At 68.5% G+C, this 12,745-nt stretch carries 9 protein-coding genes; 8 read left to right on the top strand and 1 reads right to left on the bottom strand.

Features of this window, described 5'->3' with window-relative positions; genetic code table 11:
• Positions 1-339: 339 nt before the first annotated feature.
• On the top strand, positions 340-2,403 hold the full coding sequence (locus tag AC1HFW_RS24800) for a putative bifunctional diguanylate cyclase/phosphodiesterase (RefSeq protein ID WP_479285465.1): 2,064 nt from the start codon (positions 340-342) through the stop codon (positions 2,401-2,403).
• A 126-nt stretch (positions 2,404-2,529) separates the two neighbouring features.
• The gene (locus tag AC1HFW_RS24795) at positions 2,530-3,015 is read left to right on the top strand and encodes a dihydrofolate reductase (protein ID WP_479285464.1); all 486 of its coding nucleotides are present in this window, start codon (positions 2,530-2,532) and stop codon (positions 3,013-3,015) included.
• Positions 3,016-3,118: 103 nt separating this feature from the next.
• Here AC1HFW_RS24795 and AC1HFW_RS24790 read toward each other — a convergent pair whose 3' ends face one another.
• Positions 3,119-4,537: an aminotransferase-like domain-containing protein gene (locus AC1HFW_RS24790; RefSeq protein WP_479285463.1), complete on the bottom strand. Its 1,419-nt coding sequence runs from the start codon at positions 4,535-4,537 to the stop codon at positions 3,119-3,121.
• Between the two features lie 171 nt (positions 4,538-4,708).
• Between AC1HFW_RS24790 and aptA the strand changes: the two genes are divergently transcribed.
• From aptA to AC1HFW_RS24760, 6 genes are all read left to right on the top strand, one after another.
• On the top strand, positions 4,709-6,034 hold the full coding sequence (gene aptA, locus AC1HFW_RS24785; RefSeq protein WP_061073277.1) for an omega-aminotransferase AptA: 1,326 nt from the start codon (positions 4,709-4,711) through the stop codon (positions 6,032-6,034).
• Between the two features lie 96 nt (positions 6,035-6,130).
• Entirely contained in the window at positions 6,131-7,627 is a 1,497-nt protein-coding gene (locus tag AC1HFW_RS24780) for a CoA-acylating methylmalonate-semialdehyde dehydrogenase (RefSeq protein ID WP_479285462.1), read from the top strand.
• Positions 7,628-7,705: 78 nt separating this feature from the next.
• On the top strand, positions 7,706-9,211 hold the full coding sequence (locus AC1HFW_RS24775) for a M81 family metallopeptidase (protein WP_479285461.1): 1,506 nt from the start codon (positions 7,706-7,708) through the stop codon (positions 9,209-9,211).
• 83 nt (positions 9,212-9,294) lie between these two features.
• The gene (locus AC1HFW_RS24770; protein WP_049076225.1) at positions 9,295-10,860 is read left to right on the top strand and encodes an ABC transporter substrate-binding protein; all 1,566 of its coding nucleotides are present in this window, start codon (positions 9,295-9,297) and stop codon (positions 10,858-10,860) included.
• A gap of 26 nt (positions 10,861-10,886) precedes the next feature.
• Complete coding sequence (locus AC1HFW_RS24765; protein WP_006391414.1) at positions 10,887-11,828, top strand: ABC transporter permease; 942 nt, start codon at positions 10,887-10,889, stop codon at positions 11,826-11,828.
• Between the two features lie 9 nt (positions 11,829-11,837).
• Positions 11,838-12,743: an ABC transporter permease gene (locus tag AC1HFW_RS24760; protein ID WP_061073274.1), complete on the top strand. Its 906-nt coding sequence runs from the start codon at positions 11,838-11,840 to the stop codon at positions 12,741-12,743.
• Positions 12,744-12,745: the final 2 nt, after the last annotated feature.

The following is a 12,745-nucleotide window of genomic DNA, read 5'->3' as shown; positions in this document are numbered from 1 at the left end:
CCTCTCGCGCAGGTGAAGATTGGTGAGCTTCTGGAGGCGCGTTTTCGGTATAACCCATCCCTTAGCCTCGGACGCGCGGCCAGCAAGCCCTGCGCGTCTTGGTTTCTGAACGGCCCATGTCGCGCCGTGCCTGCCACTCGCCGCGTAGCCGGGCAAGCCGCCCGACCTCGCCGACCGCCTGCAGTGCAGCGCCGCACCCCCCATCCAGACTAGTGAGTACGTAAATCGCCAGCGTCGACAGCAGGATCCTCTTGCGGCTCGTTTGCAACTGTTGACTACTAATTGATTTGAATTGAGGCCGGCGCGGCGGCTGTATGCGCTCAGGACAGGACCCCAAAAATGCTCGTTGGAACATATAACCCTTCGCTCGTCCTCGTATCCCTAGGGGTCGCCATCCTGGCGTCATACACGGCGCTGGGTATGGCCAACCGCGTCAGGGCGGCGAACGGACTGCCGGCGGCGCGTTACTGGCTGGGCGGCGGCGCGCTCGCCATGGGCATCGGCATCTGGTCCATGCACTTCGTCGGCATGCTGGCGTTCAACCTGCCGATCCCGATGGGCTACGACCTGCCGCTGACGGTGCTGTCGCTGGCCATCGCCATCGGCTGCTCGGCCTTCGCGCTGTGGATCGTCTGCAAGGACGACCTGCCCTGGCGCCGGCTGATCGTGGGCGCCCTGCTGATGGGCGTGGGCATCGCCGCCATGCACTACATCGGCATGGCCGCCATGCGCATGATGCCGGGCATCGTCTACGACCCGTTCTGGTTCGCGCTGTCCATCGTGATCGCGGTGGCGGCCTCGGGCGCCGCCCTCTGGATCACCTACCGCCTGCGCCATGACGGCCCGCGGGTGGCGTTGTCGCGGCCGCTGGCGGCCGTGGTGATGGGGCTGGCGATCGTCGGCATGCACTACACCGGCATGGAAGCCGCCGGCTTCCCCGCCGGCAGCATCTGCATGGCGGCGGACGGCGGCATCTCGGCCGGCTGGCTGGCCATCGCCGTCACCGCCGTGACCCTGAGCGTGCTGGCCATCGCCCTGGTGGTGGCGGTGCTGGACAACCGCCTCGAGGCCCGCACCTCGGCGCTGGCCTCGTCGCTGGCCGAGGCCAACGAAGAACTGGTGCAACTGGCGCTGCACGACACGCTGACCAAGCTGCCCAACCGCATCCTGCTGGAAGACCGGCTGGAGCAGGCGATCGAGAGCGCCAGCCGCCGCAAGGGCTACTTCGCGGTGCTGTTCTTCGACCTGGACGGTTTCAAGGCGGTCAACGACGCCTACGGCCACCATACCGGCGACGCCCTGCTGATCGACCTGGCCCAGCGCATCCGCCAGACGCTGCGCACCCACGACACCGTGGCGCGGCTCGGCGGCGACGAATTCATCGTGCTCAGCGAAGTGGTGGAACCGACCGATGCCGCCAACGTGGCGGACCGCCTGATCGAGGCCATCGCCCGCCCCGTCATGGTGTACGGCCACGAAGTGCTGGTGACCTCCAGCGTCGGCATCGCCATCTACCCCAATGACGGCGAGGACACCCACGCCCTGCTGACCAACGCCGACGCCGCGATGTACCACGCCAAGCGCCTGGGCGGCACCGGCTACAGCTTCTTCGAGCCGTCGATGAACGCCGACGCGCACGAGCAGATCGAGCTGCTGCACGACCTGCGCCTGGCGCAGGAACGCGACCAGTTCGTGCTGCACTACCAGCCCAAGTACGAAGCGCCCGCCGGCCCCATCATGGGCGCCGAGGCGCTGCTGCGCTGGAACCACCCGACCCGCGGCCTGGTGGGTCCGGACCAGTTCATCCCCACGGCGGAAAAGACCGGACTGATCCTGTCGATCGGCGAATGGGTCATCAACGAAGCCTGCCGCCAGATGCGCGAGTGGATCAACGCCGGACAGGGCCACTGGACCATCGCCGTCAACATCTCGGCGTTGCAGTTCGCCCATTCCGGCCTGGTCGAGACCGTGCGCAGCGCGCTGGCGCGCCACGACGTGCCGCCCGCCTGCCTGACGCTGGAAGTGACCGAGTCGACCGCGATGCGCGACGCCGAGGCCAGCCTGACGGTGCTCAAGCGCCTGTCGGGGCTGGGCGTGACCATCTCGATCGACGATTTCGGCACCGGCTACTCCAGCCTGCTGTACCTGAAGCGCCTGCCCGCCACAGAACTGAAGATCGACCGCGGCTTCGTCAACCAGCTGGACAACGACAACGAGGACGCCGCCATCATCTCGGCCATCGTCGCGCTGGCGCAGCAGCTGAACCTGCGCATCGTGGCCGAGGGCGTGGAAACCACCGCGCAGCAGAAATTCCTGACCGGCCTGGGGTGCGATTCGCTGCAGGGCTTCCTGCTGGGCAAGCCGATGCCGGCGGCCGAATTCCTGGAACACGCCTCCAGCTGAATCGGCGCGGGCCGCGCCCCGCGGCCCGGCGGCGGTTCTACCCGCCGCCCTTGGCGGCCAGATTTGCTACGCTTGGGGTCTTCCCGCCGGCCACGCCGGCTCCCCTTGCCTGAGCGCCCCGCCCGCATGTCCGCCCGCCTGACCCTGATCGTCGCCTATTCCACCAACCGCGCCATCGGCCGCGACAACGCCCTGCCGTGGAAACTGCCGGGCGACCTGGCGCACTTCAAGCGCAGCACCCTGGGCCATCCCATCGTCATGGGCCGCAAGACCTGGGATTCGCTCGGCCGCCCCCTGCCCGGCCGCGCCAATATCGTCATCAGCCGCAACCCCGCCTTCGAGGCCGCCGGCGCCACCGTGGTGCCGACGCTGGAAGCCTCCATCGCCGCCTGCGGCGACAGCGCCGAGGCCTTCGTCATCGGCGGCGCGCAGATCTACACGCAGGCCCTGGCGCTGGCCAGCCGCATCCTGGCCACCGAAGTCCACGCCGAGGTCGAGGGCGACGCCTTCTTCCCGCTGCTGCCCGGCTTCCAGTGGCGCGAAACCGCGCGCGAGGCGCAGCCGGAGGAAAACGGCTACCGCTACGACTTCGTGACGTACGAACGCGCCTGAACCCGCGGCATGAATCGGGCGCCGGCCGCCCTGGATGCCGCCGGCGCCCAGGCTGGCGGCCGATTACCGGCCCGTGCGAGGCGCCTTTCCGTGTGAACAGGCCCTAGGCCGCGCCCTCGTTGCGCATGAAGCGCCACAGCGCCGGCGCCTCCGAATACGCCACGTTGAAGCGCACCCACGGCGTATCGGCCTCGTCGGCCTCGAAGTACGACCCCGGCGCCAGCCAGATGCCGTCCTTCAGCGCCAGCCCGGCCAGGCCGTTGGCGCCGCGCTCGCGCCACTGTCCGGCCACCTTGGCCCACAGGAACAGGCCCGCCTGGGGCCTCGCATAGATCTCGAAACCGTGCTGCGCCATCAGCCCCGCCACCGTCGCGTGGGCCTGGGCCAGCCGTTCACGGGTGCGTTCGATGTGCGCCCGGTAGCGGCCCTCGCGGATCACCTGGTGCACGATGCGCTCCATGATCTCGGGCGAAGTCAGCCCCACCGCCATCTTGGTGCGGGCGATGTCGCGCGCCAGGTCGCGGTGCGCCACCACGTAGCCCACCCGCACCGACGGGCTGATGACCTTGGAATAGCCGCCCAGGTAGACCACCCGGCGGCCGCCGTCCAGCGCCGCCAGCATGGGCGTGACGCCGGGCGCCAGTTCGCGGGAGATGTCGTCCTCGACCACCCACAGTCCGTGGCGCTCGGCCAGTTGCAGGATGCGGAAGGCGTTGGCCATGCTGATGCTGGCGCCGGACGGGTTCTGCAGCGCAGTGTTGACGAACAGCGCGCGCGGCCGGTGCTGCGACGCGGCCTGCTCCAGCGCCTCGCAATCGAGCCCGTCCAGCGTGCGCGCCACCGGCACCACCCGCAGCCCCGCCAGCCGCAGCATCTGCAGCAGGTTGGCGTAGGCCGGCTGCTCGACCAGCACGGTATCGCCCGGGCGCAGCAGGGTGCGGATCACCATGTCGAGCCCGTGCGTCACGCCCTGGGTCAGCAGCACCTGCGACACCTCCACTTCCATGCCCTGGGCGCTGAGCGTGGCGGCGATGGTCTCGCGCAGCGGCGCGTAACCATAGGGATGGCCGTAGTTGGCGATGCGCATGGCCGGCACCCGGCCCATGTGGCGCAGCGCCATGTGCAGCCCCTCTTCATTGAGCCACTCGCCCGGCAGCCAGCCGCAGCCGGATTTGATGGGGATGGAGTGGTCGGCAAAGATGTCCGACAGCAGCCAGGCGGCGTTCAGCCGCGGCGGCTCCCAGGACTGCGGCTCGCCCCGGCGCGGCGGCGCGTCGGGCGAGGCCACCCGGTAGCCGGCGCCCGGACGCGCCACCAGCCAGCCCAGCGACACCAGCCGGCTGTAGGCGCTGGCCACGGTGAAGGTGCTGACCTGGTGCTGGCGCGCGAAGTCGCGCACCGAGGGTAGGGACATACCCGGACGCAGCTCCTGCGCCTCGATGGCGCGCAATACGGCCGCCACCACCTGGTCCACCAGGGTCGGCGCCTGGCCGCGGGCACGGACGGGCTGGAAATCGATCACGGCGCTACGCTAACTGTACAGTTGTCATGCTTGCAACTATACAGTTAGCCCGGTTTGCGCGGATTGTATATTTTCATTCCTCGCCGGACGTACCAGAATCAATCGCATCCCGCCGGCCGCCCGCCCGAAACGCGCGCAGGCTCCGGCGCTTGTCCTTCCCCTGGAGCCGCCATGAACGCCCCCGCCGAGTTGCCCGACCTGTCCCATCTCTGGATGCCCTTCACCGCCAACAAGCAGTTCAAGGCGCATCCCCGCATGCTGGCGTCGGCCAAGGGCATGTACTACACCTCGGCCGACGGCCGCCAGGTGCTGGACGGCACCGCCGGCCTGTGGTGCGTCAACGCCGGCCACGGCCGCCAGGAGATCGTCGAGGCGATCTCGCGCCAGGCCGGCATCATGGACTACGCCCCCGGCTTCCAGCTCGGCCACCCGCTGGCCTTCGAAGCCGCCACGGCCGTCGCCAGCTTCATGCCGCAGGGCCTGGACCGCGTGTTCTTCACCAACTCGGGTTCGGAGTCGGTCGACACCGCCCTGAAGATCGCCCTGGCCTACCACCGCGCCCGCGGCGAAGGCCAGCGCACCCGCCTGATCGGCCGCGAGCGCGGCTACCACGGCGTGGGCTTCGGCGGCATCTCGGTCGGCGGCATCTCGACCAACCGCAAGACCTTCTCCGGCGCGCTGCTGCCCGCCGTGGACCACCTGCCCCACACCCACAACCTGGAGCACAACGCCTATTCCAAGGGCCAGCCGGCCTGGGGCGCGCAGCTGGCCGACGAACTCGAGCGCATCGTCGCGCTGCACGACGCCTCGACCATCGCCGCCGTGATCGTCGAACCGATGGCCGGCTCGACCGGCGTGCTGATCCCGCCCAAGGGCTACCTGGAAAAGCTGCGCGAGATCACCTCCAAGCACGGCATCCTGCTGATCTTCGACGAAGTCATCACCGCCTACGGCCGCCTCGGCGCCGCCACCGCGTCGGAATTCTTCGGCGTGACGCCGGACCTGATCGCCATGGCCAAGGGCGTCAGCAACGCCGCCGTGCCCGCGGGCGCGGTCGCGGTGCGTCGCGAGGTGCATGACGCCATCGTCAACGGCCCGGCCGGCGGCATCGAGTTCTTCCACGGCTACACCTATTCGGCCCACCCGCTGGCGGCCGCCGCCATCCTGGCGACGCTGGACATCTACCGCCGCGAAGACCTGTTCGGCCGCGCCCGCAAACTGTCCGGCGCCTTCGAGCAGGCCGCCCACAGCCTGAAGGGCGCGCCGCACGTGATCGACGTGCGCAACCTGGGCCTGGTGGCCGGCGTCGAGCTGGCGCCGCGCGCCGGCGCGCCGGGCGCGCGCGCCGCCGAAGTGTTCCAGAAGTGCTTCGACAGCGGCCTGATGGTGCGCTACACCGGCGACATCATCGCCGTCTCGCCCCCGCTGATCATCGACGAGGCCCAGATCGGCCAGATCTTCGAGCAGATCGGCAAGGTGCTCAAGGAAGTCGCGTAACTCCCGCGCGGCGCAGGCGCCGCGCATCGCACACAATGGCGGGCGGCCCCGGGCCGCCCTCCGGCGTTTTCAAAGAACCCCGCTCCGAGCTTTCCCATGAAGAAGAACCTCTCCCACTACATCAACGGCCAGCCCTACGATGGCCGCAGCAACCGCTACGCGGATGGCTTCAACCCGGCCACGGGCGAGATCATCACGTCCGTGCCGCTGGCCTCCACCGATGAGGTGGCGCTGGCCGTGGCGTCGGCCAAGGCCGCCTTTCCGGCCTGGTCGGAAACCCCCGCGCTCAAGCGCGCCCGCGTGCTGTTCAACTTCAAGGCGCTGCTGGACAAGCACCAGGACGAACTGGCCGAGCTGATCACGCGCGAGCACGGCAAGGTGTTCTCGGACGCCAAGGGCGAAGTGATGCGCGGCATCGAGATCGTCGAATTCGCCTGCGGCATTCCGCATCTGTTCAAGGGCCAGTATTCCGACCAGATCGGCGGCGGCATCGACAACTGGAGCATGCGCCAGGCCCTGGGCGTGGTGGCCGGCATCACGCCGTTCAACTTCCCGATGATGGTGCCGTGCTGGATGTTCCCGGTGGCCATCGCCTGCGGCAACACTTTCGTGCTCAAGCCGTCCGAACGCGATCCCTCGGCCTCGCTGCGCCTGGCCGAGCTGCTGACCGAAGCCGGCCTGCCGCCTGGCGTATTCAACGTGGTGCACGGCGACAAGCAGGCGGTGGACGCGCTGATCGCGCACCCCGACGTCGAGGCCCTGTCGTTCGTCGGTTCGACCCCGATCGCCGAATACATCTACGCCGAAGGCACGCGCCGCGGCAAGCGCGTGCAGGCCCTGGGCGGCGCCAAGAACCACCTGGTGGTGATGCCCGACGCCGACCTCGACCAGGTCACCGACGCGCTGATGGGCGCGGCCTACGGCTCGGCCGGCGAGCGCTGCATGGCGATCTCGGTGGCCGTGGCGGTGGGCGACGTGGCCGACAAGGTGATCGAACGCCTAATCCCGCGCGTCAAGGCGCTGGTGGTCAAGGACGGCATGCAGGGCGACGCCGAAATGGGCCCGCTGGTCACCGCGCAGCACCGCAACAAGGTCATCGGCTACATCGAGGACGGCGTCGCCGCCGGCGCCGAGATGGTGGTCGACGGCCGCGGCCTGAAGGTGCCGGGCGCCGAAAAGGGCTTCTTCCTGGGCGGCACGCTGTTCGACAAGGTCAAGCCCACGATGAACATCTACCGCGAAGAGATCTTCGGACCGGTGCTGTGCGTGGTGCGCGTGCCCGACTTCGCCGCCGCCGTCGAACTGATCAACGCCCACGAATTCGGCAACGGCGTGGCCTGCTTCACGTCCGATGGCGGCGTGGCGCGCGCCTTCGCCCGCCAGATCAAGGTGGGCATGGTCGGCATCAACGTGCCGATCCCCGTGCCGATGGCCTGGCACTCGTTCGGCGGCTGGAAGCGCTCGCTGTTCGGCGACCACCACGCCTACGGCGAGGAAGGCATCCGCTTCTACTCGCGCTACAAGAGCGTGATGCAGCGCTGGCCCGACAGCATCACCAAAGGCGCGGAATTCACCATGCCGGTGGCCAAGTAATCATGTAGACGTTCTCACCGCCCCGAGCCGCGAAGCGGCCGGGGTTTTGCCGAAAGACACACAACAAGGGGAATCCTGATGCGCATCGGGATCGGCGGCTTTCAGCATGAAACGAATACCTTCGCGCCTTCGCGCGCGGCCTGGGAGGACTTCGCCGACAAGGGCGGCGGCTGGCCGAAGCTGGTCAGCGGCCCGGCGATGTTCCAGGCCGTGGCCGGCGCCAACATTCCGGTGGCCGGCTTCATCGAGGCCATGCAACAGCACACGCTGCTGCCGGCCACGTGGGCCGCGGCCAGTCCTTCCGGCCCGGTCACCGAGGATGCGTTCGAACGCATCAGCGCGCTGATCCTGCAGGGCCTGAAAGCGGCCATGCCGCTGGATGGCGTGTACCTGGACCTGCACGGCGCCATGGTCACCGAGCACCTGGACGACGGCGAGGGCGAACTGCTCAAGCGCGTGCGCGCGCTGGTCGGCCCCGACGTGCCGGTGGTGGCCAGCCTCGACCTGCACGCCAACATGACGCCGGCGATGGTGCGCCACGCCGACGCGCTGGTCTGCTATCGCACTTATCCGCACATCGACATGGCCGAGACCGGCCAGCGCGCCGCCGCGCTGCTGGCGCGGCGCCTGGCCGGCGCGCCGCGGCCCTGCGTGGCGCTGCGGCAGCTGCCCTACCTGATTCCGCTGTGCTGGCAATCGACCGACATCGAGCCGGCGCGCGCGCTCTATCAAATGGTGGGCGACATCGAGGCGCGCGGCGCCCCGAGCGTGTCGCTGGCCACCGGTTTCCCGACGGCGGATTTTCCCGATTGCCTGCCCGCCGTGTGGGCCTACGGCGCGACCCAGGCCGAGGCCGACGCAGCCGCCGACACGCTGGCGCGCGCGGTGCTCGATGCCGAGCGCGATTTCGGCGGCACGCTCTACACGCCGGACGACGCCGTCACCACCGCCCTGCGGCTGGCGCGCGAGGCCAGCGCGCCCGTGGTCATCGCCGACGCGCAGGACAATCCCGGCGCCGGCGGCAGTTCCGACACCACCGGCCTGCTGCGCGCCCTGATCCGCCACCAGGTGCGCGACGCCGCCATCGGCCTGATCGTCGATCCGGAAGCCGCATTGGCCGCGCACCGCGCCGGCGTGGGTAAAACGGTCCGCATTGCACTAGGTGGACATTCGGGTATTCCCGACGACGAACCGCTGGACGCGGAGTTCATCGTGGAGAAAACTTCGGATGGGCGCTTCGATACGCACGGCGCGTTCTACCGCGGCTTCCACATGGACCTGGGCCCCAGCGCCTGTCTGCGCATCGGCGGCGTGCGCATCGTGGTGGCGTCCAACAAGGTGCAGATGGCCGACCAGGAAATGTTCCGTTTCGCCGGCGTCGAGCCGCGCCGCACGGCCATCCTGGCGGTGAAAAGCTCGGCGCATTTCCGCGCGGATTTCACGCCGATCGCGCACACGATCCTGGTTTGCGCCGCGCCCGGCTCGATGCTGATGGATGCGGCAAAACAACCATGGACACGGTTGCGTCCGGGCATCAGAATGGCGCCTTGCGGCCCGGTCTTCGCCGGCGCCGCAACCGACTGACCCTCGCACGCCGCGCCCCGGCGCGGCGCGTCAACGACGTAGCGGCAATCCGCGCCGCTCACTACGCATAAAAGGGGAATTTCATGCTCAAGTTCGTCCGCGCGGCCGCGTTCGCCGGCGCCACCCTGCTGATGGCCCACGGCGCCTACGCCGACACCGTCATCAAGGCGGTGATGCACTCGCCGCTGCGCCTGACCGATCCGCACGCCACCACCGCGTACATCACGACGTGGCACGGCTACATGATCTACGACACCTTGCTGGCCACCGACGCCGACAACAAGATCCAGCCGCAGATGCTGGAGAAATGGGATGTCTCGGCCGACGGCAAGACCTACACCATGACGCTGCGCCCGGGCCAGAAATGGCATGACGGCAAGCCCGTCACGGCCGAGGACTGCGTCGCGTCGATCAAGCGCTGGGCCGCGGGCGACGGCATGGGCCGCACGCTGCTGAAATTCACCGACAAGATCGAAGTCATCGACGACAACAGCTTCCGCATCGTCATGAAGGAACCCACGGACCTGGCGCTGCGCGCCCTGTCCAAGCCGACCGGCACCGCGCCGTTCATGATGCCCAAGCGCATCGCCGAACAGGCCATCGGCCAACCGATCACCGACATGACCGGCTCGGGCCCGTTCAAGGTGGCCGAATTCAAGCCGGGCGTGAAGACCGTCTACGTCAAGAACACCGACTACGTGCCGCGCAAGGAACCCGCCAGCGGCCTGGCCGGCGGCAAGGTGGTGAACGTGGACAAGGTCGAGTGGGACGTGATGCCCGACGCCCTGACCACCGCCAACGCCCTGCTGGGCGGCGAGATCGACTTCGTCGAGCAGTTCCCCTATGACCTGCTGCCGATGGTCGAGGGCAACAAGGACCTGAAGGAAGAGTCGCTCAGCCCGGTCGGCTACTTCACGATGTACCGCTTCAACTTCAAGTACCCGCCCTTCAACAACAAGAAGATCCGCCAGGCCGCGATGTACGCCATCGGCCAGGAAGACGTGATGAAGGCGCTGGTCGGCAATCCCAAGTACTGGAAGACGTGCGCCTCGCTGTGGGGTTGCGGCACGCCGCTGGAATCGGACATCGGCAAGGACGTGGTGGTGCCCTCGAACATCGAGAAGGCCAAGGCCCTGCTGAAGGAAGCCGGCTATGACAACACCCCGATCCTGGTGATGCACGCCACCGACGTCGGCACGCTGTCGGCCCAGCCCGTGGTGATGGCCCAGGCCCTGCGCAAGGCCGGCTTCAACGTCAACCTGGCGGCGATGGACTGGCAGAGCGTGGCCACCCGCCGCGCCTCCAAGGCGGCGCCGGCCGAAGGCGGCTGGAACATCCACAACACCAACTGGTACGCCACCGACGTGATGGACCCGGTGCGCTCGGCGCCGGCCGCGGCCAACGGCGACAACGCCTGGTTCGGCTGGCCCGACTTCCCCCAGGTCGAGGAACTGCGCACCAAGTTCGCGCTGACCTCCGATCCGGCCGAGCAGAAGAAGATCGCCGATGAGCTGCAACGCATCGGCATCGACGAAGGCCTGTACGTGCCGCTGGGCCAGATGTCCGTGCCCACCGTCTACACGACCAAGCTCTCGGGCCTGGTGCACGCACCGGTGTTCGCGTTCTGGAACGTCAAGAAAGCCCCTTGATGGGCAAGTAGTTCAGGGGGAAATACATGCTGGCATTCGTCTCACGCCGGCTCCTCGCGACCATCCCCGTTCTGGTGATGGTCGCGGTGGTGGTCTTCGCGATATTGCGTCTGAGCCCGGGAGATCCGGCCATCATCATGGCGGGCGATGGCGCCACGCCCGAGCGTATCGAACAGATACGCCAGACGATGGGCCTGGATAAACCGGTCGTCAAACAATTCGTCATCTGGGGCGGCAAGCTGCTGCAGGGCGACCTCGGCACCTCGCTGATGTCCGGCGTGCCCGTGACCCAGCTCATCGGCCAGCGCCTAGAGCCTTCGTTGAGCCTGGCGGTGCTGACGCTGGTCTTCACGCTGATCGTGGCGATTCCGCTGGGCGTGCTGGCGGCCTGGCGCCAGGGCCGGCTGCTGGATCGGGCGGTGATGGGCTTCTCGGTGCTGGGCTTTTCGGTGCCGGTGTTCGTCACCGGCTACCTGCTGATCTGGGCCTTCGCCATCAAGCTGGGCTGGTTCAACGTGCAGGGCTACACGCCGCTGGCCAATGGCTTCTGGCTGTTCCTGCACCGGCTGATCCTGCCGTCGCTGGCGCTGTCCACGGTGTACATCGCCCTGATCGCCCGCATCACGCGCACCAGCGTCATCGAGGTCATGGGCGAGGACTTCATCCGCACCGCGCGCTCCAAGGGGCTGACCGAGACCGGCGTGCTGCTGGGCCACGCGCTGCGCAATGCCGCCGTGCCCATCGCCACGGTGGTGGGCCTGGGCATCGCGCTGCTGATCAGCGGCGTGGTGGTGACCGAATCGGTGTTCAACATCCCCGGCCTGGGCCGGCTGGTGGTCGAAGCCGTGCTGGCGCGCGACTATCCCGTGATCCAGGGCCTGACGTTGTTCTTCGCCTTCGTCTACGTATTCATCAATCTGGTTGTCGATTGCGCCTACACGGTGTTCGACCCCCGTATCCGATACTGAGGCCACGCCATGCAAACGCCAACCGACGCCGCCGCGCAAGCGGCCGCCGATCTTCCCGGCGGCGGCACGCCCCACGTCACCGCCTGGCGCCAGATCCGCCAGGGCCTCAGGAGCTGGCCGGTCATGCTGGCCCTGGTGGTGCTGCTCATCATCGTCGCCATCGCCCTGTTCGCGCCGCTGCTGGGCACGGTCGACCCGACCTACATCAATCCCGGCGCGCGCCTGAAGCAGCCGTTCACCGACTACCTGTTCGGCACCGACGCGTTCGGCCGCGACGTCTGGTCGCGCGTGGCCTACGGCGCGCGCGTCTCGCTGATCGCGGGCCTGGGCGCCGCGGTCGTCAGCGTCGCCATCGGCCTGGTGGTGGGCGTCATCGCCGGCTGGTTCCGCTCGCTCGACGGCATCATCATGCGCACCATGGACGCGATCATGGCGATTCCCGGCATCCTGCTGGCGATCGCGCTGGTGTCGGTGACCGGCGCCAGCCTGATGACGGTGCTGGTGGCCATCACCATTCCCGAGATCCCGCGGGTGGTGCGGCTGGTGCGCGGCCAGATCCTGACCGTGCGCGGCGAACCCTACGTCGAGGCCGCGCTGGCGCTGGGCACGCCGCTGCCGCTGCTGCTGTGGCGTCACATGGTGCCCAGCACGATCGCGCCGCTGACGGTGCAGGGCACCTACGTGTTCGCCTCGGCCATGCTGACCGAGGCCATCCTGAGCTTCCTGGGCGCGGGCATCCCGCCCGAGATCGCCTCGTGGGGCAACATCATGTCCGAGGGCCGCATGTACTTCCGCATGCTGCCCGGCCTGATCCTGTTCCCGGGGCTGTTCCTGTCGCTGACCGTGCTCAGCGTGAACATCCTGGGCGACGCGCTGCGCGACGCCCTCGATCCGAAAATGGTGCGCAGGATCTGATG

The organism is Achromobacter sp. ISS7 (assembly GCF_056523125.1).
This window is presented reverse-complemented; position numbering and strand designations above follow the sequence as displayed.